The sequence below is a fragment of the Pseudomonas sp. CCNWLW23 genome (assembly GCF_037095675.1).
In the GTDB taxonomy this organism is placed as follows: domain Bacteria; phylum Pseudomonadota; class Gammaproteobacteria; order Pseudomonadales; family Pseudomonadaceae; genus Aquipseudomonas; species Aquipseudomonas atacamensis.
This window is the reverse complement of record NZ_JBAWKM010000023.1, coordinates 61,476-83,185: the sequence shown is the minus strand read 5'-3', so window position 1 is coordinate 83,185 and position 21,710 is coordinate 61,476. Positions and strand designations below refer to the sequence as shown.

Genomic DNA, 21,710 nt, shown 5'->3' with positions numbered 1-21,710 from the left:
TCGCTCCCACAGGTTTTTTTAATGCTGCTCATATTTCGATCTTGTTGTGCAGCTCATTGGTCGGGCGCAACGCCCGGGCATAGCAGAACAGGAACAGATTGCGCACCAGCTCCTTGAGCACCAGCGGCTCGCTGGAATTGAGGCTGCTGACGTCCAGATCGCCTTGATCCTGCAGCTCATGCAAGGCTTCTTCTTCAAGCACCGCACAGACTTCGCCGGTTTCCCGATGGAGAATTCTGAGGTAAGGGTGTGGGCGATCCAGCCAGGCGTCGATCAAATAAGTCATGGGGCTCATCTCCTTGAAAGGTTTCAATGAGAATAATTCTTATTCATTAAATAGCAAGTGCCTATTGGCGGATCGTGGATTTTTCCGGGTAAAGATTGTGTCAGGTCAAAATGGCTGGCTGATGGCCATGCGCGGATTCATTGAGCCGAAGCGGGGGAGGGCAAAGCTCCATCCCACGGCTGGCGCAGGATGGATGACGCAAGGCTCAGACTTTTCTGACGAACTCGGATTTGAGCTTCATCGGGCCGATGCCGTCGATCTTGCAGTCGATGTCATGATCGCCATCGCACAGGCGGATGTTCTTGACCTTGGTGCCGACCTTGACCACCAGCGACGTGCCTTTGACCTTGAGGTCCTTGATCACGGTGATGGTGTCGCCGTCCTGCAGGACGTTGCCGACCGAATCTTTCTTCACGGCATCATCAGCCGCCACTTCGGCTTCGCCGCTGGCAGACCACTCGTGGGCGCACTCGGGGCAGACCAGTTGGGTGCCGTCTTCGTAGGTGTATTCGGAATTGCATTTCGGGCAGGGTGGCAACGTGCTCACTAAGGTTCCTTGGGTATCAGGAGGACTAAAGGGCGCACATTGTATAGGGTTTTACGCGTAGGAGGGCATAGCGCAGAAACAACTGTGGGAGCGAGCCTGCTCGCGAAAGCGCTGTGTCAGTCAACATTGAGTCGATTGGCAGATTGCTTTCGCGAGCAGGCTCGCTCCCACAGGGGATGAATCAGTGCGTGCGGGCGACCGCGAACTCGCTCAGTTCCACCAGCGCATCGCGGTATTCGCTGGCCGGCAGCGCCTCGAGGCACTTGATCGCGCGGGCCACGTAATCGCGGGCCAGTTGCGCGGTGTACTCCAGCGAGCCGGACGCTTCGACGGCGATGCGGATGCTTTCGAGGTCTTCGATCCCGCCTTTCTGGATCGCCTGACGCACCAGTGCCGCCTGTTCGGCCGTACCTTCGCGCATGGTGTAGATCAGCGGCAGGGTTGGCTTGCCTTCGGCCAGATCGTCGCCGACGTTCTTGCCCAGGGTTTCCGCGTCGCCTTTATAGTCGAGCAGGTCATCAACCAGCTGGAACGCCACACCCAGGTGATCGCCGAACGTGCGCAGGGCTTCGCTCTGCTCGGCGGTCGCGCCAGCCAGGGCGGCGGCGCTGTGGGTAGAGGCTTCGAAGAGCATCGCGGTCTTGCCGCGGATGACTTCCATGTAGGTTTCTTCGCTGGTGCTGGCGTCACGCACCTTGGACAGCTGCAACACTTCACCTTCAGCGATGATGCGTGTGGCCTGGGAGAGAATCTTCATCACCGGCATCGAGCCCAGTTCGACCATCATTTCGAACGAGCGCGAGTACAGGAAGTCGCCGACCAGCACGCTCGGGGCATTGCCCCACATGGCGTTGGCGGTCGAGCGGCCACGACGCATGCCGGACATGTCGACTACGTCGTCATGCAGCAGGGTCGCGGTGTGCAGGAATTCGATGGTGGCGGCCAGCAGGCGCATGTCGTCGCCTTCGCGACCCAGGGCCTTGCCACACAGCAACACTAATAAAGGACGCAGGCGTTTGCCGCCGGCCGACGTGATGTAATCGCCGATTTTCGATACCAGCGGCACTCGAGACGTCAGCTGCTTCTTGATGATGCCGTCGACGGCGCTAAAATCGTCCGCCACCGCGCGGTAGAAAGCTTGGGGTTGCATCAGCGAGAGTCGCTCCAGAAGGGTTGCGCGGCATGCTAGGACCCCCGTCCAGACCTGTCAAGGCGCGATGGACGGCCACTTGCGCGAGGCAGATTGCTTGCGTACAATCGCGCACCCTGAACTTCCTGGGCAGCACCTGCCTTACGCAATTGCACTTGGGCCGTTCCAGCCCCATGCAGCCATGCCAGCCAATACCTCTTCTTATAAAGAGCTGGGTGAGCAGGATTATCGGAGAAATACCATGTACGCAGTAATCGTTACCGGCGGTAAGCAATACAAGGTCGCTGAAGGTGAATACCTGAAGATCGAAAAACTGGAAATCGCTACTGGCGAATCCGTGACTTTTGATCGCGTTCTGCTGGTCGCCAACGGCGACGACGTGAACATCGGCGCACCAGTTGTTGCTGGCGCAACCGTCAAGGCTGAAGTGATCTCCCAAGGTCGTCACGATAAAGTCCGCATCATCAAGTTCCGTCGCCGTAAGCACCACATGAAGCGTATGGGCCACCGCCAGTGGTTCACCGAGATCAAAATCACCGGTATTCAGGCTTAATTACAGCCTAATTCCTCACTAGGAGAATTGAACTCATGGCACACAAAAAAGCTGGTGGTAGTACCCGTAACGGTCGCGACTCAGAAGCCAAACGCCTTGGCGTGAAGATGTATGGCGGCCAGGTCATCAAGGCCGGCAACATCATCGTGCGTCAGCGCGGCACCCAATTCCACGCTGGCTACGGCGTTGGCATGGGCAAGGATCACACTCTCTTCGCTAAAATCGAAGGCGTGATCAAGTTCGAAGTAAAGGGCGCCTTCGGTCGTCGTTACGTGAGCGTAATCGCGGCTTAATCGCGAGATCGCTGGAGAAGCCCTGTCTTGCGACGGGGCTTTTTCGTTTGTGGGGTGAGTCTCTTGCAAAGCTGTTTGTATGGGCTGTCGGCGTGCGATGCAGGTCGTGTCTTGGGGTCGCTGCGCTCATTTTTGCAAGAGTCTTATGTCTTGATTGTTTTTCGGCTCGTCCGTACGGCGAGAGGCGTTGGTTATGAAGTTTGTTGATGAAGTATCGATTCGCGTAAAGGCCGGTGACGGTGGCAACGGTGCCATGAGTTTCCGCCGGGAAAAATTCATTGAAAACGGCGGTCCGAACGGCGGTGATGGCGGTGACGGCGGTTCCATCTACATGATGGCCGACGAAAACCTCAACACCCTGGTCGACTACCGTTACACCCGTCACTTCGATGCCGAGCGTGGCTCCAACGGTGGCAGCACCGACTGCACCGGCAAGAAGGGCGAAGACCTGATCCTGCGCGTGCCGGTCGGCACCACCGTGATCGACTCTGCCACTCAGGAAGTCATCGGCGACCTGACCAAGGCCGGGCAGAAACTGATGGTAGTGCAGGGCGGCTGGCACGGTCTGGGCAACACCCGTTTCAAATCCAGTACCAACCGTGCACCGCGTCAGACCACGCCAGGCAAGCCGGGCGAGCAGCGCGACCTGAAACTGGAAATGAAAGTGCTGGCCGACGTCGGTCTGCTGGGCTTGCCGAACGCCGGTAAAAGTACCTTTATCCGTTCGGTCTCGGCGGCCAAGCCGAAAGTTGCCGACTACCCGTTCACCACGCTGGTGCCGAACCTGGGTGTGGTCAGCGTCGATCGCTGGAAGAGCTTCGTCATTGCCGACATTCCGGGGCTGATCGAAGGCGCTTCCGACGGTGCCGGCCTGGGCATTCGCTTCCTCAAGCACCTGGCGCGCACGCGTCTGCTGCTGCACCTCGTCGACATGGCGCCGCTGGATGATTCCAGTGCTCCGGACGCGGCTGAAGTGATCGTCAACGAGCTGATCAAGTTCAGTCCGTCGCTGGCCGAGCGTGATCGCTGGCTGGTGCTGAACAAGTGCGACCAGATCCTTGAAGAAGAGCACGATGCTCGGGTCAAGGAAATCGTCGATCGTCTGGAGTGGACCGGTCCGGTGTACGTGATCTCGGCCATCGCCAAGATCGGTACCGAGCGTCTGTGCCACGACATCATGCGTTACATGGAAGACCGTGCCGATCGCCTCGCTGCAGATCCTGCGTACAAGGAAGAGTTGGCCGATCTCGATCAGCGCATCGAAGACGAAGCCCGTGCGCAGTTGCAGGCGCTGGATGACAAGCGTGCCCTGCGTCGCAGTGGCGTGAAGTCAGTCCATGACATCGGCGACGATGACTGGGACGAAGAAGATGTGGATGACGAAGACGGTCCGGAAATCATTTACGTGCGTGACTGATCCGTTGCGATAAACTTGAACGCCGCTCAATCGAGCGGCGTTTTAGTATCCGGAAATCGATCGTTGGTCAGCAATCGCCACGATTAACGTCACGGGCAGTGCCAGGTCGCGCTGCCCTCAAGCTAAGGTTGAAGATGATGCGGAGCAAGGTGACAGGTGCGCAGCGTTGGGTCGTGAAGATCGGCAGCGCTTTGCTGACAGCTGACGGCAAAGGGCTGGATCGCGCGGCAATGAGTGTCTGGGTCGAGCAGATGGTGGCGCTGCATGAGGCGGGCGTCGAGCTGGTGCTGGTGTCCTCCGGGGCGGTGGCGGCCGGCATGAGTCGCTTGGGCTGGACCGCGCGACCCAGTGCCATGCACGAGCTCCAGGCGGCCGCTGCAATCGGTCAGATGGGGCTGGTGCAGGCGTGGGAGTCGAGCTTCGCCGAGCATGGCCGGCACACTGCGCAGATTCTCCTGACCCACGACGACCTGTCCGACCGCAAGCGCTACCTCAACGCCCGCAGTACCTTGCGTGCGCTGGTCGAGCTGAAGGTCATTCCGGTGATCAATGAAAACGACACCGTGGTCACCGATGAAATCCGTTTTGGCGACAACGACACGCTGGCGGCGCTGGTGGCCAATCTGGTCGAGGCCGATCTGCTGGTGATCCTCACTGATCGCGACGGCATGTTCGACGCCGATCCGCGCAACAATCCTGATGCGCAGCTGATTTATGAAGCGCGCGCCGATGATCCGACGCTTGATGCGGTCGCCGGCGGTACCGGCGGTGCGCTGGGGCGTGGCGGCATGCAGACCAAGCTGCGCGCGGCGCGCCTGGCAGCGCGTTCCGGTGCGCATACCATCATCGTCGGCGGGCGCCTTGAGCGCGTGCTTGATCGTCTCAAGGCGGGCGAGCGCATCGGCACGCTGCTATCGCCGGAGCGCGGCATGCTCGCGGCGCGCAAGCAGTGGCTGGCCGGGCACCTGCAAACCCGTGGCACTCTGGTGCTGGATGAGGGGGCGGTGTCGGCGTTGTCCAAGGGCAACAAAAGTCTGCTGCCGGTGGGGGTGAAGCTGGTTCAAGGCAGTTTCCGTCGCGGTGAGATGGTCGTCTGCGTAGCGCCGGATGGTCGGGAGGTCGCTCGGGGTCTGGCCAATTACAGCGCCCTGGAAGCGCAAAAAATCATCGGTCAGTCGTCGGATGCGATTGTCGGTTTGCTCGGTTACATGGCGGAGCCGGAACTGGTTCACCGTGACAACCTGATTCTGGTCTAAGGAAAATTCGATGCGTGTAGCGAAAGGATTATTGGGTCTGCTGATGGCCATGCCATTGCTGGCCTCGGCCGAGGAAGTCGGTCAGGTGTCGACGGTGTTCAAGTTTGTCGGGCCGAATGACCGGATCGTGGTCGAGGCGTTCGACGATCCGAAAGTCGAAGGCGTGACCTGCTACCTGTCACGCGCCAAGACTGGTGGAGTGAAGGGTGGTCTCGGTCTGGCCGAGGATCGCGCAGAAGCGTCGATCGCTTGTCGCCAGGTCGGGCCGATCAAGTTCAAGGGGGAGCTGAAGGATGGCGACGAGGTGTTCAAGGAGCGCACCTCGCTGGTGTTCAAGACCATGCAGGTGGTGCGTTTCCTCGACAAGAAGCGCAACACGCTGGTGTACCTGGTCTACAGCGATCGCTTGATCGAGGGCAGTCCGCAGAATGCGGTCACGGCTATCCCGATCCTGCCGTGGGTGCCGGTCCAGCAATAAGCGCCACCAATCCGAACTGTGGGAGCGAGCCTGCTCGCGAAGAGGTCATGTCGGTCGATAGAAATACCAACTGGCAGATCGCATTCGCGAGCAGGCTCGCTCCCACATTTTTTTGCCTGTAGCTTGTTAAATCACAGGCAATAAAAAACCGACCCTGAGGTCGGTTTTTTAATGACTACGTCGATTAAGCGGCTTCTTTCAGCGCTTTGACGTGGCCATTCAGACGGCTCTTATGACGAGCAGCCTTGTTCTTGTGGATGATGCCTTTATCGGCCATACGGTCGATAACTGGCACAGCCAGAACGTATGCAGCTTGAGCTTTTTCAGCGTCTTTTGCGTCGATGGCCTTAACTACATTCTTGATGTAGGTACGAACCATGGAACGCAGGCTGGCGTTGTGGCTGCGACGCTTCTCAGCCTGTTTTGCACGTTTTTTGGCGGAAGGTGAGTTGGCCACCGTCGAGCTCCTCGAAAGACTTTTTAGGAAATAGCAAACAAAATAGGCCGCGAATCATGCCGATGAAGACTTGTCTTGTCAAGGGCACTTGAATCGTTCCGCTAAGTGGTAGGTATAAAGAGGCGGGATATTTATTTCCGGCGCTTGACCTGTAAACTCGCGAGCTTTGGCTCTGTGCTGTTGCGGCGCGGAGTATCGCACAAGTAGGCGCATTGTTCGCCTGCTGTTTATCGACAGGCACAAACTCTCTCAATGAATCTGCTCAAATCGTTGGCCGCCGTCAGCTCTATCACGATGCTTTCCCGGATTCTGGGTTTTGTTCGTGACACGCTGATCGCGCGGACATTCGGCGCCGGGATGGCCACGGATGCCTTCTTTATTGCGTTCAAACTGCCCAACCTGCTGCGGCGGATCTTTGCCGAAGGGGCTTTCTCCCAGGCTTTCGTGCCGATTCTGGCTGAATATAAAAGCCAGCAGGGCGAAGAGGCGACGCGTACCTTTATTGCCTATGTATCCGGCCTGCTGACGCTGGTATTGGCGGTGGCGACGGCCCTGGGCATGATCGCCGCCCCTTGGGTGATCTGGGCCACAGCGCCCGGTTTTACCGATACCCCGGAGAAATTCCAGCTCACCTCCGATCTGTTGCGGGTGACCTTTCCTTATATATTGCTGATCTCGCTGTCGTCGCTGGCCGGCGCGATCCTCAACACCTGGAACCGCTTCTCGGTGCCGGCCTTCGTGCCGACTCTGCTCAACGTCAGCATGATCGTGTTTTCGCTGTTCCTCACGCCGTACTTCGATCCACCGGTCATGGCCCTTGGCTGGGCGGTGCTGGTCGGCGGTGTGGCGCAGTTGCTGTATCAGCTGCCGCACCTGAAAAAGATCGGCATGCTCGTGCTGCCACGCCTGAACCTGCGCGACAGCGGCGTGTGGCGGGTGATGAAGCAGATGCTGCCGGCGATTCTCGGCGTGTCGGTCAGCCAGATTTCATTGATCATCAACACCATCTTCGCCTCGTTTCTGGTCGCAGGTTCGGTGTCGTGGATGTATTACGCCGACCGTTTGATGGAATTGCCGTCGGGCGTGTTGGGTGTGGCACTGGGCACGATTCTGCTGCCGACACTGGCCAAGACCTATGCCAGCAAGGATCGCCACGAGTATTCGCGAATCCTCGATTGGGGGCTGCGCCTGTGCTTTGTGCTGGTGCTGCCGTGCGCATTGGCGCTGGGGATTCTTGCCGAGCCGCTGACTGTTTCATTGTTTCAGTACGGCCAGTTCAGTGGCTTTGATGCCGAGATGACCCAGCGTGCGCTGATTGCCTATTCTGTCGGCCTGCTCGGGATTATCGTGATCAAAGTGCTGGCGCCGGGCTTTTATGCGCAACAGAACATTCGCACCCCGGTGAAAATCGCGATTTTCACGCTGGTCTGCACGCAGTTGTTCAACCTGGCGTTGATCGGCCCACTGGCCCATGCCGGCCTTGCCTTGGCGATCAGTGCCGGTGCTTGCCTGAACGCCGGCCTGCTGTTCTATCAGCTGCGCAAGCAGAAGATGTATCAACCGCAGCCGGGCTGGGGCAAATTCGGTTTCAAGCTGGTCGTTGCAGTGACCGTGATGTCGGCGGTGTTGCTGGCCGGCATGCATTTCATGCCCGCGTGGGATGAGGGGCATATGCTCGAGCGCTTCCTACGCCTGGGCGCGCTGGTGGTTGCTGGCGTGGTGGCGTATTTCGGTATGTTGCTGCTGCTGGGTTTCCGCCTGCGCGACTTCAATCGCAAAGCCTTGAGCTGAGGTTTCAGTCTTTATAAACAGGCACGGGCCGGCGGTTTTGTCGGCTCGTTCACTTTGCGTTACGGTGTTGCCTGTCGTCGGCCGTCGGGTGTGGTTATAATCGACCACTTTATGAGCAAGAAGCGCGTTATGCAGCTGGTTCGAGGCCTCCACAACTTGCGCCCCCAGCATCGGGGCTGCGTCGCCACTATTGGCAACTTTGACGGTGTTCACCGTGGTCACCAGGCTATCCTGGCCCGGCTGCGTGAGCGTGCGCTCGAGTTGGGCGTACCCAGCTGCGTGGTGATTTTCGAGCCGCAGCCGCGGGAGTTCTTTGCGCCCGATACCGCACCGGCACGTCTGGCGCGGTTGCGCGACAAGCTGCAATTGCTGGCCGCTGAAGGCGTCGACCGGGTGCTGTGCCTGGCGTTCAACCAGCGGCTGAGCAAGCTCAGCGCCAGTGAGTTCGTCGATACCATTCTGGTCGATGGCCTTGGCGTGCAGCATCTGGAGGTCGGTGACGATTTCCGTTTCGGTTGCGACCGCCTCGGCGATTTCGATTTTCTGATGCAGGCCGGGCAGGTTCACGGTTTCACCGTCGAAGCGGCGCAAACCGTAGAGCTGGACGGCATTCGCGTCAGCAGCACGCAGGTGCGCAACGCCTTGGCTGCGGCCGACTTTGCCCTGGCCGAACGCTTGCTCGGCCGTCCGTACCGCATCGCCGGTCGCGTGCTGCATGGGCAGAAACTGGCCCGGCAACTGGGCACGCCCACTGCCAACATTCAACTCAAGCGTCGTCGCGTGCCGTTTACCGGGGTGTATCTGGTGAATGTCGACATCGACGGCAAGACCTGGCCCGGCGTCGCCAATATCGGCGTGCGCCCCACGGTGCAAGGAGATGGCAAAGCCCACCTCGAGGTCCATCTGTTAGATTTTGCCGGCGATCTGTATGACCGGCGTTTGACGGTGGTTTTCCACCAAAAGCTGCGTGAAGAGCAGCGCTTCGCCTCTCTGGAGGCATTGAAAACGGCGATCAATGCGGATGTCGCCACCGCCCGTGCACTAGCCGCACCTAGCGCCCATCGCTAATGAAGAGCCTTAAATGACCGACTATAAAGCCACGCTAAACCTTCCGGACACCGCCTTCCCAATGAAGGCCGGCCTGCCACAGCGCGAACCGCAGATCCTGCAGCGCTGGGACAGTATTGGCCTGTACGGAAAGTTGCGCGAGATTGGCAAGGATCGTCCGAAGTTCGTCCTGCACGACGGCCCTCCGTACGCCAACGGCACGATCCACATCGGTCACGCACTGAACAAGATTCTCAAGGACATGATCATCCGCTCGAAAACCCTGTCGGGTTTCGACGCGCCGTATGTCCCGGGCTGGGATTGCCACGGCTTGCCGATCGAGCACAAGGTGGAAGTGACCCACGGCAAGAACCTCGGCGCGGATAAAACCCGCGAGCTGTGCCGTGCCTACGCCACCGAGCAGATCGAAGGGCAGAAGTCCGAGTTCATCCGTCTCGGCGTGCTCGGCGACTTCGCCAACCCGTACAAGACCATGGACTTCAAGAACGAGGCCGGTGAAATCCGCGCCCTCGCCGAAATCGTCAAGGGTGGTTTTGTCTTCAAGGGCCTCAAGCCGGTGAACTGGTGCTTCGATTGCGGTTCGGCTCTGGCTGAAGCGGAAGTCGAGTACGAGAACAAGAAGTCCTCGACCATCGACGTCGCGTTCCCGATCGCTGATGAAGCCAAACTGGCTGCCGCGTTCGGTCTGGCGTCGCTGAGCAAACCTGCTGCGATCGTGATCTGGACCACCACCCCGTGGACCATCCCGGCCAACCAGGCGCTGAACGTGCACCCGGAATTCAACTATGCCCTGGTCGATATCGGCGACAAGCTGCTGGTGCTGGCTGAAGAGCTGGTCGAAGCCTGCCTGGCGCGCTACGGCGTGGAAGGTTCGGTCATCGCCACCACCACCGGTAAAGAACTTGAGCTGATCAACTTCCGTCACCCGTTCTACGATCGTCTGTCGCCGGTGTACCTGGCTGACTACGTTGAGCTGGGCGCTGGCACCGGCGTGGTTCACTCCGCCCCGGCCTACGGCGTGGACGACTTCGTGACCTGCAAGAAATACGGCATGGTCAACGACGACATCCTCAACCCGGTACAGAGCAACGGCGTGTACGTGCCGTCGCTGGAATTCTTCGGCGGCCAGTTCATCTGGAAGGCCAACCCGGCCATCGTCGAAAAACTGACCGAAGTCGGTGCGCTGATGCACACCACCGTCATCGAACACAGCTACATGCACTGCTGGCGCCACAAGACCCCGCTGATCTACCGCGCTACTGCGCAGTGGTTCATCGGCATGGACAAGGAGCCAACCAGCGGCGACACCTTGCGCGTGCGCTCGCTCAAAGCCATCGAAGACACCAGGTTCGTTCCGGCCTGGGGCCAGGCGCGTCTGCACTCGATGATCGCCAATCGTCCGGACTGGTGCATCTCGCGTCAGCGCAACTGGGGCGTGCCGATCCCGTTCTTCCTCAACAAGGAAAGCGGCGAGCTGCACCCGCGTACCGTCGAGCTGATGGAGGAAGTCGCCAAACGCGTTGAAGTCGAAGGTATCGAAGCCTGGTTCAAACTCGACGCTGCCGAACTGCTCGGTGATGAAGCGCCGCAGTACGACAAGATCAGCGACACCCTCGACGTCTGGTTCGACTCGGGCACCACGCACTGGCACGTTCTGCGCGGTTCGCACCCGATGGGCCACGAGAGCGGCCCGCGTGCCGACCTCTACCTGGAAGGTTCCGACCAGCACCGTGGCTGGTTCCACTCCTCGTTGCTGACCGGTTGCGCCATCGACAACCACGCGCCGTACCGCGAACTGCTGACGCACGGCTTCACCGTCGATGAGTCCGGGCGCAAGATGTCCAAATCGCTGGGCAACGTGATCGCGCCGCAGAAGGTCAACGACACCCTGGGCGCCGACATCATGCGTCTGTGGGTCGCTTCGACCGACTACTCTGGCGAAATGGCGGTGTCCGAGCAGATTCTGCAGCGCAGCGCCGATGCCTACCGTCGTATCCGTAACACCGCGCGCTTCCTGCTTTCCAACCTGACCGGTTTCAACCCGGCCACCGACCTGTTGCCGGCTGAAGACATGCTGGCGCTGGATCGCTGGGCGGTGGATCGCACGCTGCTGCTGCAACGCGAGTTGCAAGAGCACTACGGCGAATACCGTTTCTGGAACGTGTACTCGAAGATCCACAACTTCTGCGTGCAGGAGCTGGGTGGTTTCTACCTCGACATCATCAAGGACCGCCAGTACACCACCGGTGCCGACAGCAAGGCCCGTCGCTCGTGCCAGACTGCGCTGTTCCACATCTCTGAAGCGCTGGTGCGCTGGATCGCGCCGATCCTCGCCTTCACTGCTGACGAGCTGTGGCAATACCTGCCGGGCGAGCGTAACGAGTCGGTCATGCTCAACACCTGGTACGAAGGCCTGACCGAGCTGCCGGAAGGCTTCGAGCTGGGTCGCGCCTACTGGGATCGCATCATGGAAGTGAAGGTCGCGGTCAACAAAGAGATGGAAATCCAGCGTGCGGCGAAAGCCGTCGGTGGCAACCTGCAGGCCGAAGTGACGCTGTTTGCCGAAGAGGCGCTGAGCGCCGATCTGGCCAAGCTGAGCAACGAGCTGCGCTTTGTCCTGATCACCTCGACTGCCAGCGTCGCGCCATTCGTTCAGGCTCCGGCCGATGCAGTGGCCACCGAAGTCAGCGGTCTGAAACTAAAGATCGTCAAATCGGCGTTCCCGAAATGCGCGCGTTGCTGGCATTGCCGCGAAGACGTCGGCGTGAACCCGGAGCATCCGGAAATCTGCGGTCGTTGTGTCGACAATATCAGCGGCGCGGGCGAGGTTCGTCACTATGCCTGATGCCATTGGCCGTTTCGGACGGCTGAGCTGGCTGTGGTTGAGCTTGCTGGTTCTGGTCATTGACCAGGCCAGCAAGTTCTACTTCGAAGCCAAGCTTGAAATGTTCCAGCAGATCGTGATCATTCCCGACCTGTTCAGCTGGACCCTGGCCTACAACACTGGCGCTGCCTTCAGCTTCCTCGCCGACAGCTCCGGCTGGCAGCGCTGGCTGTTTGCCCTGATCGCGATTGTGGTCAGTGCCGTGCTGGTGGTCTGGCTCAAGCGTCTGGGCCGCAACGACACCTGGCTGGCCGTCGCCCTGGCGTTGGTGCTGGGTGGCGCGCTGGGCAACCTGTATGACCGCATTGCCCTGGGCCATGTGATCGACTTCATTCTGGTGCACTGGCAGAACCGCTGGTATTTCCCGGCGTTCAACATTGCCGACAGCGCGATCACCGTTGGCGCGATCATGCTGGCACTGGACATGTTCAAATCGAAGAAAACCGAAGAGGCCGCTCATGACTGAACCGCTATCGACTGAGCAACGCATCGGCCAGAACACCGAAGTCACCCTGCACTTTGCCTTGCGCCTGGAAAACGGTGACACCGTCGACAGTACCTTCGACAAGGCCCCGGCGACGTTCAAGGTCGGCGATGGCAACCTGCTGCCGGGCTTCGAAGCCGCACTGTTCGGCTTCAAGGCCGGCGACAAGCGCACCCTGACCGTCGAGCCGGAAAACGCTTTCGGTCAGCCGAACCCGCAGAACGTGCAGACCATCCCGCGTTCGCAGTTCAACGACATGGAGTTGTCACCGGGTCTGCTGGTGATCTTCAACGATGCGGCCAATACTGAATTGCCAGGTGTGGTGAAGGAATTCGACGACACGCAAGTGACCGTCGACTTCAACCACCCGCTGGCGGGCAAGACGCTGACCTTTGACGTGGAAATCATTTCCGTCAAAGCGATCTAAAAATGCAGGAGTGAGCTTCTGCGGCGAGGGGATCTATCCCCGCTGGGGTGCGAAGCGCGCCCAGACCAGTCAACGGATTCTGAGATAAGTCCGTTGACGGTCTACGACTGCTAAGCAGCCGAGCGGGATGAATTCCCTCGCCACAACAAGCAGGTCTCCACAGTCTGTTTTCCATTGTTTTCGCGCGCAAGACACGAGGCACAGCATGCAAATCAAACTCGCCAACCCCCGTGGCTTCTGCGCCGGTGTGGACCGGGCGATCGAAATCGTCAACCGCGCCCTGGAAGTCTTCGGGCCGCCGATCTATGTGCGTCACGAAGTGGTGCACAACAAGTTCGTCGTCGAAGACCTGCGCAGCCGTGGCGCGATTTTCGTCGAAGAGCTCGATCAGGTACCCGATGACGTGATCGTCATTTTCAGCGCCCACGGTGTTTCCCAAGCCGTACGCAACGAAGCCGCCGGTCGTGGCCTGAAAGTCTTCGATGCAACCTGCCCGCTGGTGACCAAGGTGCACATCGAAGTCGCCAAATACAGCCGCGACGGTCGTGAGTGCATACTGATCGGCCACGCCGGTCACCCGGAAGTTGAAGGCACCATGGGCCAGTACGATGCCAGCAACGGCGGCGCGATCTACCTCGTTGAAGACGAAAAGGACGTGGCCGCACTGCAGGTGCGCGATCCGGAAAGACTCGCTTTCGTCACCCAGACAACCTTGTCGATGGACGATACCAGCCGTGTGATCGATGCCCTGCGCACGCGCTTCCCGGCGATTGGTGGCCCGCGCAAGGACGACATCTGCTACGCCACACAAAACCGCCAGGACGCCGTCAAGCAACTGGCCGACGAATGCGACGTGGTGCTGGTGGTCGGTAGCCCGAACAGTTCCAACTCCAACCGTCTGCGTGAACTGGCTGAGCGCATGGCGACTCCGGCGTACCTGATCGACGGTGCCGAGGACCTGCAACAAAGCTGGTTCGACGGCGTCGAGCGCATCGGTATTACCGCTGGCGCCTCCGCACCGGAAGTGCTGGTCCGGGGCGTGATTCAGCAATTGCAGGCCTGGGGCGCGACTGGTGCCGACGAGCTGGCTGGCCGTGAGGAGAACATCACGTTCTCGATGCCGAAAGAGCTGCGCGTCCGTTCGATCTGACGCTTCTGCCTTTGTCGCACAGCGCCTGCTCGGTCTCTTGACTGCCCAGGCGCACGCGACCGGTCGCCGCCAGCACGATCTGCCGCTGGCTGACCGGTTCGCGCGGCGAGCAGATGTGTATCGTCCCCGCCTGAAATCGCCGCCCCGGCATCAGTGGCTGCCCCAGATGACTGAACCGCACATAGCGGCTCACCCACCAGTTGCCGACAATCGGCACTTTCGCCTCACTGGCGCGTTCAACCAGCAGCGGATTGCTGCTGTCCTCCGGCCCCCTACCGCTTCGATCCAGAATGATCCGCCAACCCTGACTCCAGTCACCGTCGATGCCATGGATCACCACGCTCTGATTGTGCGTGATCGCCAGTGTGCGAGCGTTGCGGATGCCTTCGAGCAGTGACTGCGCCGCGTGGTCGCGCTGAGTCGCTTGCTTGAGCGCGGCGAACGCCGGGCTGACCAGCAGCAGAACAATTGCGCCAATCGCCAGTCCCATAAGCAGTTCAATCAGGCTGAAACCGTGTTGCGGCATGAAAAATCCCTCCGTGGAATGGTATGAGCAGCGCAATCCATGCGCCGCGCAGGGCAAATCAGTCGGCGCGTGCCGAGCGGATGTTCTAGCGTGTAAAAGCAGGTATAGCCGACGGCAACGGAGGGCACCGATGGATCTTCGTACAAAAGGTTTCACGCTGGTCGAGTTGCTGGTCGCCATCGCGGTGTTCCTGATACTGATCACGCTGGCGGTGCCGGCCTTTACCCGTACGATCCAGAGCAGCAGGGCGGATACCGAAGTCGGCGACTTGCAGCGCGCGATCAATTTCGCTCGCCTCGAAGCGATCAATCGCGGCGTGACCACGCGTCTGCGTCCGACCGCTGGCGGCAGTGTCTGGACCGGTGAGCTGGCGGTCTACGACAGTACTGGCAATCCGGCCAATGTGTTGCGGGTTGTTCCAGCGATGAGCAGCGGCGCGACTCTGACGCTACCCTCAGGAGTGACCGCACTGGATTTCAACAATCTTGGTGGTCTGGCGGCACCGTCGATGGCGGCGGTCATCGGTTACACGCTGGGCACGCAAAGCAGGACGCTGAACGTGTGTTTGAACGGACGCATTCAACTGGGTGGAAATTGCGGATGAGGGCAGGGAGCAAAAACGCACAGGAGGGCATGACGCTGATCGAAGTGCTGGTCGCGCTGCTGATTCTCACCGTCGGGCTGTTGGGCGCAGCGGCGGTGCAGCTCAATGCGCTGAAGTACACCGACAGTTCGCGGATGACCAGTCAGGCCAGCTTCATCGCCTATGACATGATGGATCGCATCCGCGCCAATTCCGGCGCCAACTACACCGTTACGCCACCGACCTCGGGCAATCTCAATAATGCGCGGGACCAGGATCTCTACGATTTCACCACCAACATCGCCAACTTCGGCGGTCCGACCGCGACGGGCAGCATCACCCTCAATCAACGGGTCTACACCATCACCATTACCTGGAGCGATGCGCGCGCGGCGAACGCTGCCAGTGCCCAGCGCAGTTTCGTCCTGACCAGCCGGGCGGCGGTCGATCCGGTGGCCACACCATGAAGCGTGCCAGCCGTGGTTTCGGCCTGATCGAATTGCTGATTGCTCTGGCTTTGGGGCTGATCGTCGTGCTTGGTGTGGTACAGATTTTCATCGCCGCAAAAAACACTTACGTCAGTCAGAACAGCGCCGCAGCGATGCAGGAAGACGCGCGCTTCGTTCTCAGCAAAATGATTCAGGAAATCCGCATGGTCGGCATGTTCGGCTGCCTTGGCACCATCGTCGACTCCAGCTCAGCAGGGGATTTCAACACTGCGCAACTCATCCCGATCAACTGGGATAACGCCAATCTCAAGCTGACCATGGTCACCGCCGATGTGGGCAGCGGCGGGGGCACACCGACCTGGACGGTGATTTCCGATTGCCGCAACAGCGCGGTCGCCTACAGCGGATTACGCAGCCCGACCACGGGGCAGATCGCGTTCCCGATCCGGCGCCTGATCTACAGCTTCAGCAATAACCAGATTTTCATGGGCACCGGCAGCGGCAATCCGGCGCAGCAAGTGCTGGTCAACAACGTCAGCGCCTTCAACGTCACCTTCGGCCTGGCCAGCTCGGCGACCGACGTCGCAGCCTCGACCTACAGCAGCAACCCTGGCGATCCGGCGCGCATCCGCAGTGTGCGCCTGAGCCTGACCCTCACCGACCCGAACAATCGGGTGCGCAATCAAACCTTCAACGTGGTTGCGGCATTGCGCAACCGCTTGCCATGAGGGGGCGGCGATGAGGATTTCCTTGCAACAACGTCAGGCACAGCGCGGCATGGTCTTGTTGGTCAGTCTGGTGTTTCTGCTGTTGCTCACATTGATCGGTTTGTCCTCGATGCAGAGCGCCAACCTGCAAGAGAAAATGGCCGGCAGCGTAAGCCTGCGCAATCAATCATTTCAGGCGGCCGAAGCGGCATTGCGTGTCGGCGAAAGCGCAGTGCAACTGGACAGTTACTCGTTGGCGGTGTGCAGCGGCACGAGCCAATGTCTGCCGCCGGCGGAATCGTCATCGGTCAGCTCGGCCGGCTTCAATTCGACCTCCGGGGTGACCTGGATCGCTGCCGGTAATGGCTTTTATGGCGTGCAGAACATCGGCACGACCCTGACGGCGGTGAACGTACCAAGTAACACTTCGGCGACGTTGTATCGAGTCACTGCGGTCGGCATCGCCGGCAATTCGCGTAGCGTGGTGGAGAGTGTCTATGCGAAGTATTGAGCGCGGCCTGTCGCTGCTGATCGGCATGCTGCTGAGTAGCTACCTGGCGGCGCCGGCCTGGGCGTTCACGCCGTCTGATTCGCCATTGCTGAGCGCGGCAGCGGTGGCGCCGAACGTGATGCTGCTGATCGATGATTCGGGGAGCATGAACAGCATCATCTACGCCGCCGAATTCAACCCTAACGTCAACCGCACTCCCGCCCGGCAGTGCAATGCTTTCCTCGGCTTGTGCTCTGCACTCAACGCGCCGCAGATTACTGGCGACACAGTGTTTCTATCGAGCCTGCCAACTTCCGGTTGCTCGGGAGGCGCCTATGCGTTCTACAACAACAGCGTGGCGCCCTTGTGCCTGAAACTGCCCGACCCCGTAGGCAACGAGAACACTCGGTATTCCGCCGATTACATTTCCTACATAGTCAGCCTCGCCAACAGCAACGGCACCCGCGACTTCACCACGGGGGCGATCCCCAACGATTACCGGATGAACGTGGCGCGCAACGTTTCCACTGCACTGGTGAGCAGCAACCGCACCTTGCGCATGGGCCTGTCGACATTCAATCCGGCGACCAGCAGCAACCCGGGCAACGGCGGTTTCATCGCTCGCTCGATCACCGATTTGTCACCCGTCGCGGGCAGCGTCACCCAGGCCCAGGCAGACACCAACTACAACGCGCTGATTTCATCGATCAACGGCTTGAACGCCGTGGCCAACACGCCATTGGCCGAGAGCTATTACGAAGTCACGCGCTACATGCGTGGCTTGGCGCCTTACTACAACGGCACGCCGGCGACCTATACCAGTCCGATTCAATACCGCTGCCAGAAAAACTACGGCGTGGTGATTACCGATGGCTTGCCGACCTATGACCGTACCTTCCCGACCAACGATCCGCTGGCAGGCAGTCGCTTACCGAACTGGGATGGCGTGAATAACGATGGCGACAACCTCAACGGTGACGGCGAAGGCGACACGCTTTATCTGGATGACATCGCCAAATTCGCCTTCGACATCGACATGCGTTCGACCGGCACCGACGCCGCCGGCAAGAGCTGGAACGCGGTAGATTTTCCCCGGCAGAACATGAACACCTACACCGTGGGTTTCGCTGCGGATAACGATATGTTGTCCGACGCCGCCAGTTACGGGCAGGGCAGGTATTACCAGGCGACCGACAGCTCCGGGCTCAATGCGGCGTTATCGTCGGCACTGAGCGATATCACTTCCAAGGCCGGCTCCGGTGGTGCCGGTGTTGCCAGCAGCAGTACGTTGACCAGTGGCAGCAGTTTTTACCAGACAACCTACGATCCCAAGGATTGGCGCGGCACGATCAGGTCGTTCGGCTTTACCTCGACCGGCACGGTAAATACCTCGGCGGCGCAATGGTCGACCGACACCACCATCGTGCCCTCTGCCACAGCGCCGACTTTCCAGTCATGGAACACCTTGAGCAACACGCCCATTGCGCTGGCATTCGGCAGCTTTTCCCCGGCCCAGCAGAACACGTTGAATCAGGGCCTGCCCACCGGTATCAGCGGCACTGAACTGGTGGAGTGGAGCAAAGGGACCAACAGGGCCGGGCTCAAAGTGCGCACTGCGCTGCTGGGCGACATCATCAATTCGCCGCTGGTACTCGCGTCGCCTTCGGACAAGACCGCATCCGACTTGACGGGTGACAGCAGTTACACCAACTACCTGACCACCAAGGCTGCGAACATGAATACCAGTCTGGTAGTGAACGCCAACGACGGTTTCGTCAATGTGATCAATTCGACGAACGGCACCCGCCGTTATGCCTACATGCCCTCCAGCGTGCTGCCTTCGTTGCGGCTGATTGCGGATACCAATTACGTCAACGGCGTCAGCCACAAGTTTCTCGTGGACGGTCAGGTCGGCGTGTTCGATGCGCAGGCTGGCACCACCTGGAGAACGCTGGCCATTGGCGGAACGGGGGCTGGTGGCAAAACCTTCTATGGGCTGCAACTGTTCGATGCCTCGGCGGGCAATGTCATCAGGGCATTGTGGGAGGTCAGTGCGCCGGTCACTGCCAATACGTCGAACGCTTTCAATGACCTGGGTTACGCTTACGCCCGTCCGGAAGTGGCACGCTTGGCCAATGGTCGCTGGGCGACATTCATCGCCAATGGTTACGGCAGCAATTCGGGGGTTGCGGCTTTGTATGTACTGGATGCAATGGATGGTTCGCTGATCAGGAAAATCGTCATCGACAGCACGGAAACCACTAACGGTCTGTCTTCGGTAAAACTCAGGGTCAATTCCTCGAACGTGGTGCAGGCTGCCTACGCTGGTGACCTGAAGGGGCGTATGTGGAAATTCGACTTGAGCGCACCCGGGGCAGAAAACTGGGGCGTGGCGTTTGCCGGCAAACCTCTGTTCATCGCCCCGGGTGGGGCAACGCAGCCGATCACTGCGCAACCGCTGCTGGCGGACAACCCCCAGGGCGGCAAGCAGGTGTTCTTTGGCACCGGCAAGTTCAACGAGACTGCCGACAAGACCAACAAGGATCTGCAAGCGTTCTATTCAATCTGGGATGCAGAGGGTGGGGCCGGACAAATCACCGTCAGCAGTTTGCAGGCACAGGCGATTACCGGCTCGTTCGCCGGCAGTTCCGGGCAGTTTCTGACCACCAGCCAGAATGAAACGACCTATCCGGCAGAGAAAGGCTGGTATCTGCCGCTGGTGTATAACAACGTGCTGACCGGCGAGCGCGTGATCAATCAGGCCAGTCTTGTGTTGGGGCGAGTTGTTTTCACCACTGCCAGCGTCGATACCACCGACCCGTGTTCGAGCTTTGGTACGGGCAGGTTGGTCGAACTCGATGCGTTCAACGGTAAGATGCTCAACTACGCCGTGATCGACACCACCGGCGACCGTTTGGTCGACAGCAACGATACGATATCCAGCGGCGTGATTTTTACCGGCGGCATTCCGACCCTGAACTTCATCTCTGCTAACGGCGAGCGCAAGGGCACGACTGACACCAGCGGCGCGGTCACGGTCATTGTGGAAAAGGGTGGCGGCGGCAGCCGTCGTATCATGTGGCGACAAATCCAGTAAGCGAGAATTTGAGGCATGCGCAGAACCAGCCGAGGTTTTACCCTGATCGAGATCATGATCGTCATCGCGATTATCGGGATCATCCTCACCATCAGCATCCCCAGCTACAACGAATACGTGAAGAAGGGCCGTCGCGCCGAAGTGGTCTCGCTGCTCTCGGAGCAGGCGCAGACCCTCGAACGCTTCTACACCCGCAACAATGTCTACACCGGCGTCACCGGACTGAGCGCGGGCAATGATTTCTACACCATCACCCCGACGCTGACCGACCAGACCTTTGTGCTGACCGCGACGCGTAAAACCGGCTCGGCCATGGCCACCGACAAGTGCGGGGATTTCACCCTGACCAACACCGGCGTGCGAAGCATGAACAACGCGACCACCGGAGTGACCGCCAAGGATTGCTGGGGCCGCTGACGCACTCTTTTTCGGGCGCCTTTTGCGCCCACTGTCTTTTTACGGTTGGATCAAACATGACCAGGCAACAGCAAGTGGTGATTGTCGGCGGCGGGGTGATTGGCCTGCTCACTGCCTACAATCTCGCCTCCGAAGTGCGCAGCGTGGTGCTGCTGGATCGCTCGAATGTCGGCCAGGAATCGTCCTGGGCTGGCGGCGGCATCGTCTCGCCGTTATACCCGTGGCGCTACAGTCCGGCAGTCACCGCGCTGGCGCATTGGTCGCAGGATTTTTATCCACAGCTCGGCGAGCGCTTGTTTGCCGACACGGGGGTTGATCCTGAGGTACACACCACTGGTCTGTATTGGCTGGATCTGGACGATGAAGCCGCAGCCCTGGCCTGGGCCGAGCGGGAAAACCGCCCGCTGCGGGCTGTGGATATCTCGGCGGCGCATGACGCGGTGCCGGTGCTCGGCAGCGGTTTCAGCCGGGCGATCTACATGGCCGATGTCGCCAACGTGCGCAATCCACGGCTGGTCAAGTCGCTGAAAGCCGCGCTGCTGGCGCTGCCGAATGTGACGATTCATGAGCAATGCGAAGTCAGTGGCTTCGTCCGCGAGGGCGAGCGCGTGGTCGGCGTGCAGACTCCGACGGGCGTGATCAACGGCGATCAGATTGTGCTGACAGCGGGGGCGTGGAGCGGTGATCTGCTCCAGACGCTGAGCCTGACGCTGCCGGTCGAGCCGGTCAAAGGCCAGATGATTCTCTATAAGTGCGCGGCTGATTTCCTGCCGAGCATGGTGCTGGCCAAGGGGCGATATGCGATCCCGCGTCGCGACGGTCACATTTTGATCGGCAGCACGCTGGAGCACGAAGGCTACGACAAGACCCCGACCGATGTAGCGCTGCAAAGCCTCAAGGCCTCGGCGATCGAATTGTTGCCGGCGCTGGCGGATGCCGAAGTGGTCGGGCACTGGGCCGGGTTGCGGCCGGGGTCGCCGGAAGGGGTTCCCTTTATTGGCCGGGTGCCGGGATTCGAAGGGTTGTGGCTGAACTGCGGGCATTACCGCAACGGGCTGGTGCTGGCGCCGGCATCGTGTCAGCTATTTGCTGACGTGATGCTGGGGCGGGCGCCGATTATTGATCCGGCGCCGTATGCGCCTGAGGGCCGGATTTAGTCAGAGGCGGGTAGACCGCCGCGAGCAGGCTCGTTCCCACAGG

The 21,710-nt window shown here is 60.0% G+C and carries 23 protein-coding genes; 18 read left to right on the top strand and 5 right to left on the bottom strand.

The window, feature by feature from the left end:
- Nucleotides 1-28: 28 nt before the first annotated feature.
- The 3 genes from V8J63_RS23835 to V8J63_RS23825 all read right to left on the bottom strand — a co-directional run bounded on the left by V8J63_RS23835 (nucleotide 29) and on the right by V8J63_RS23825 (nucleotide 1,983).
- Nucleotides 29-286: a PA4570 family protein gene (locus V8J63_RS23835; RefSeq protein ID WP_016773118.1), complete on the bottom strand. Its 258-nt coding sequence runs from the start codon at nucleotides 284-286 to the stop codon at nucleotides 29-31.
- Nucleotides 287-491: 205 nt separating this feature from the next.
- Nucleotides 492-833 (bottom strand): zinc ribbon domain-containing protein YjdM, encoded by a 342-nt coding sequence (locus tag V8J63_RS23830; RefSeq protein ID WP_016773119.1) that lies wholly within the window; start codon nucleotides 831-833, stop codon nucleotides 492-494.
- 181 nt (nucleotides 834-1,014) lie between these two features.
- Nucleotides 1,015-1,983: a polyprenyl synthetase family protein gene (locus tag V8J63_RS23825; RefSeq protein ID WP_016773120.1), complete on the bottom strand. Its 969-nt coding sequence runs from the start codon at nucleotides 1,981-1,983 to the stop codon at nucleotides 1,015-1,017.
- Between the two features lie 241 nt (nucleotides 1,984-2,224).
- On the opposite strand from V8J63_RS23825, the gene rplU reads away from it, so the two are divergent.
- The 5 genes from rplU (at nucleotide 2,225) to V8J63_RS23800 (ending at nucleotide 5,980) form a co-directional block, all read left to right on the top strand.
- Nucleotides 2,225-2,536 (top strand): 50S ribosomal protein L21, encoded by a 312-nt coding sequence (rplU, locus tag V8J63_RS23820; protein ID WP_007924746.1) that lies wholly within the window; start codon nucleotides 2,225-2,227, stop codon nucleotides 2,534-2,536.
- Nucleotides 2,537-2,571: 35 nt separating this feature from the next.
- On the top strand, nucleotides 2,572-2,829 hold the full coding sequence (gene rpmA / locus V8J63_RS23815; protein ID WP_016773121.1) for a 50S ribosomal protein L27: 258 nt from the start codon (nucleotides 2,572-2,574) through the stop codon (nucleotides 2,827-2,829).
- A 193-nt stretch (nucleotides 2,830-3,022) separates the two neighbouring features.
- Nucleotides 3,023-4,246, top strand: coding sequence for an Obg family GTPase CgtA (cgtA, locus tag V8J63_RS23810; protein WP_016773122.1), 1,224 nt, complete (start codon nucleotides 3,023-3,025; stop codon nucleotides 4,244-4,246).
- Between the two features lie 137 nt (nucleotides 4,247-4,383).
- Nucleotides 4,384-5,502 (top strand): glutamate 5-kinase, encoded by a 1,119-nt coding sequence (gene proB / locus V8J63_RS23805; protein ID WP_336464703.1) that lies wholly within the window; start codon nucleotides 4,384-4,386, stop codon nucleotides 5,500-5,502.
- 10 nt (nucleotides 5,503-5,512) lie between these two features.
- The gene (locus tag V8J63_RS23800; protein WP_110603157.1) at nucleotides 5,513-5,980 is read left to right on the top strand and encodes a CreA family protein; all 468 of its coding nucleotides are present in this window, start codon (nucleotides 5,513-5,515) and stop codon (nucleotides 5,978-5,980) included.
- A 184-nt stretch (nucleotides 5,981-6,164) separates the two neighbouring features.
- On the opposite strand, the gene rpsT is transcribed toward V8J63_RS23800, so the two are convergent.
- Nucleotides 6,165-6,437 carry a 30S ribosomal protein S20 gene (gene rpsT / locus V8J63_RS23795; protein ID WP_003228351.1) on the bottom strand — a complete coding sequence of 91 codons (273 nt, stop codon included), beginning with the start codon at nucleotides 6,435-6,437 and terminating at the stop codon, nucleotides 6,165-6,167.
- 252 nt (nucleotides 6,438-6,689) lie between these two features.
- Here rpsT and murJ point away from each other — a divergent pair, with 252 nt between their 5' ends.
- The 6 genes from murJ (at nucleotide 6,690) to ispH (ending at nucleotide 14,241) form a co-directional block, all read left to right on the top strand.
- Complete coding sequence (gene murJ, locus V8J63_RS23790) at nucleotides 6,690-8,228, top strand: murein biosynthesis integral membrane protein MurJ (RefSeq protein ID WP_336464702.1); 1,539 nt, start codon at nucleotides 6,690-6,692, stop codon at nucleotides 8,226-8,228.
- 129 nt (nucleotides 8,229-8,357) lie between these two features.
- A complete protein-coding gene (ribF, locus tag V8J63_RS23785; RefSeq protein WP_016773125.1) occupies nucleotides 8,358-9,296 on the top strand; it encodes a bifunctional riboflavin kinase/FAD synthetase in 939 nt (312 codons plus the stop codon).
- 13 nt (nucleotides 9,297-9,309) lie between these two features.
- Nucleotides 9,310-12,141, top strand: coding sequence for an isoleucine--tRNA ligase (ileS, locus tag V8J63_RS23780; protein WP_336464701.1), 2,832 nt, complete (start codon nucleotides 9,310-9,312; stop codon nucleotides 12,139-12,141).
- On the top strand, nucleotides 12,134-12,646 hold the full coding sequence (lspA, locus tag V8J63_RS23775) for a signal peptidase II (RefSeq protein WP_024014359.1): 513 nt from the start codon (nucleotides 12,134-12,136) through the stop codon (nucleotides 12,644-12,646). The genes ileS and lspA overlap by 8 nt, the downstream gene beginning before the upstream one ends.
- On the top strand, nucleotides 12,639-13,091 hold the full coding sequence (fkpB, locus tag V8J63_RS23770; protein ID WP_122698534.1) for an FKBP-type peptidyl-prolyl cis-trans isomerase: 453 nt from the start codon (nucleotides 12,639-12,641) through the stop codon (nucleotides 13,089-13,091). Before lspA ends, fkpB begins: the two co-directional genes overlap by 8 nt.
- Nucleotides 13,092-13,296: 205 nt before the next feature.
- Nucleotides 13,297-14,241 (top strand): 4-hydroxy-3-methylbut-2-enyl diphosphate reductase, encoded by a 945-nt coding sequence (gene ispH, locus V8J63_RS23765; RefSeq protein ID WP_016773129.1) that lies wholly within the window; start codon nucleotides 13,297-13,299, stop codon nucleotides 14,239-14,241.
- Here ispH and V8J63_RS23760 read toward each other — a convergent pair.
- A complete protein-coding gene (locus V8J63_RS23760) occupies nucleotides 14,198-14,767 on the bottom strand; it encodes a GspH/FimT family pseudopilin (protein ID WP_336464700.1) in 570 nt (189 codons plus the stop codon). The genes ispH and V8J63_RS23760 overlap by 44 nt on opposite strands.
- 130 nt (nucleotides 14,768-14,897) lie before the next feature.
- On the opposite strand from V8J63_RS23760, the gene V8J63_RS23755 reads away from it, so the two are divergent.
- From V8J63_RS23755 to thiO, 7 genes are read left to right on the top strand one after another with little or no spacing between them, the layout of a single operon-like run.
- Nucleotides 14,898-15,371 (top strand): GspH/FimT family pseudopilin, encoded by a 474-nt coding sequence (locus V8J63_RS23755; protein WP_336464699.1) that lies wholly within the window; start codon nucleotides 14,898-14,900, stop codon nucleotides 15,369-15,371.
- Nucleotides 15,368-15,817: a type IV pilus modification protein PilV gene (gene pilV, locus V8J63_RS23750; RefSeq protein ID WP_122610933.1), complete on the top strand. Its 450-nt coding sequence runs from the start codon at nucleotides 15,368-15,370 to the stop codon at nucleotides 15,815-15,817. Before V8J63_RS23755 ends, pilV begins: the two co-directional genes overlap by 4 nt.
- Nucleotides 15,814-16,527 (top strand): PilW family protein, encoded by a 714-nt coding sequence (locus V8J63_RS23745; RefSeq protein ID WP_336464698.1) that lies wholly within the window; start codon nucleotides 15,814-15,816, stop codon nucleotides 16,525-16,527. The genes pilV and V8J63_RS23745 overlap by 4 nt, the downstream gene beginning before the upstream one ends.
- Nucleotides 16,528-16,537: 10 nt before the next feature.
- A complete protein-coding gene (locus tag V8J63_RS23740) occupies nucleotides 16,538-17,017 on the top strand; it encodes a pilus assembly PilX family protein (RefSeq protein WP_016773134.1) in 480 nt (159 codons plus the stop codon).
- Entirely contained in the window at nucleotides 17,004-20,093 is a 3,090-nt protein-coding gene (locus tag V8J63_RS23735) for a pilus assembly protein (RefSeq protein WP_336464697.1), read from the top strand. The genes V8J63_RS23740 and V8J63_RS23735 overlap by 14 nt, the downstream gene beginning before the upstream one ends.
- A 15-nt stretch (nucleotides 20,094-20,108) precedes the next feature.
- Nucleotides 20,109-20,510, top strand: coding sequence for a type IV pilin protein (locus V8J63_RS23730; protein WP_016773135.1), 402 nt, complete (start codon nucleotides 20,109-20,111; stop codon nucleotides 20,508-20,510).
- A gap of 56 nt (nucleotides 20,511-20,566) precedes the next feature.
- Nucleotides 20,567-21,667 (top strand): glycine oxidase ThiO, encoded by a 1,101-nt coding sequence (thiO, locus tag V8J63_RS23725; protein ID WP_336464696.1) that lies wholly within the window; start codon nucleotides 20,567-20,569, stop codon nucleotides 21,665-21,667.
- Nucleotides 21,668-21,710 lie beyond the last annotated feature (43 nt).

Bases quoted from the DNA above. Each gene is read 5' to 3' on its own strand.
- fkpB (WP_122698534.1), top strand. From the start codon at position 12,639: ATGACTGAACCGCTATCGACTGAGCAACGCATCGGCCAGAACACCGAA.
- ispH (WP_016773129.1), top strand. From the start codon at position 13,297: ATGCAAATCAAACTCGCCAACCCCCGTGGCTTCTGCGCCGGTGTGGAC.
- thiO (WP_336464696.1), top strand. From the start codon at position 20,567: ATGACCAGGCAACAGCAAGTGGTGATTGTCGGCGGCGGGGTGATTGGC.
- rplU (WP_007924746.1), top strand. From the start codon at position 2,225: ATGTACGCAGTAATCGTTACCGGCGGTAAGCAATACAAGGTCGCTGAA.
- V8J63_RS23835 (WP_016773118.1), bottom strand. From the start codon at position 286: ATGACTTATTTGATCGACGCCTGGCTGGATCGCCCACACCCTTACCTC.
- ileS (WP_336464701.1), top strand. From the start codon at position 9,310: ATGACCGACTATAAAGCCACGCTAAACCTTCCGGACACCGCCTTCCCA.
- pilV (WP_122610933.1), top strand. From the start codon at position 15,368: ATGAGGGCAGGGAGCAAAAACGCACAGGAGGGCATGACGCTGATCGAA.
- V8J63_RS23740 (WP_016773134.1), top strand. From the start codon at position 16,538: ATGAGGATTTCCTTGCAACAACGTCAGGCACAGCGCGGCATGGTCTTG.
- rpmA (WP_016773121.1), top strand. From the start codon at position 2,572: ATGGCACACAAAAAAGCTGGTGGTAGTACCCGTAACGGTCGCGACTCA.
- proB (WP_336464703.1), top strand. From the start codon at position 4,384: ATGCGGAGCAAGGTGACAGGTGCGCAGCGTTGGGTCGTGAAGATCGGC.
- V8J63_RS23760 (WP_336464700.1), bottom strand. From the start codon at position 14,767: ATGCCGCAACACGGTTTCAGCCTGATTGAACTGCTTATGGGACTGGCG.
- V8J63_RS23825 (WP_016773120.1), bottom strand. From the start codon at position 1,983: ATGCAACCCCAAGCTTTCTACCGCGCGGTGGCGGACGATTTTAGCGCC.
- V8J63_RS23730 (WP_016773135.1), top strand. From the start codon at position 20,109: ATGCGCAGAACCAGCCGAGGTTTTACCCTGATCGAGATCATGATCGTC.
- V8J63_RS23745 (WP_336464698.1), top strand. From the start codon at position 15,814: ATGAAGCGTGCCAGCCGTGGTTTCGGCCTGATCGAATTGCTGATTGCT.
- ribF (WP_016773125.1), top strand. From the start codon at position 8,358: ATGCAGCTGGTTCGAGGCCTCCACAACTTGCGCCCCCAGCATCGGGGC.
- cgtA (WP_016773122.1), top strand. From the start codon at position 3,023: ATGAAGTTTGTTGATGAAGTATCGATTCGCGTAAAGGCCGGTGACGGT.
- V8J63_RS23755 (WP_336464699.1), top strand. From the start codon at position 14,898: ATGGATCTTCGTACAAAAGGTTTCACGCTGGTCGAGTTGCTGGTCGCC.
- murJ (WP_336464702.1), top strand. From the start codon at position 6,690: ATGAATCTGCTCAAATCGTTGGCCGCCGTCAGCTCTATCACGATGCTT.
- V8J63_RS23800 (WP_110603157.1), top strand. From the start codon at position 5,513: ATGCGTGTAGCGAAAGGATTATTGGGTCTGCTGATGGCCATGCCATTG.
- V8J63_RS23735 (WP_336464697.1), top strand. From the start codon at position 17,004: ATGCGAAGTATTGAGCGCGGCCTGTCGCTGCTGATCGGCATGCTGCTG.
- lspA (WP_024014359.1), top strand. From the start codon at position 12,134: ATGCCTGATGCCATTGGCCGTTTCGGACGGCTGAGCTGGCTGTGGTTG.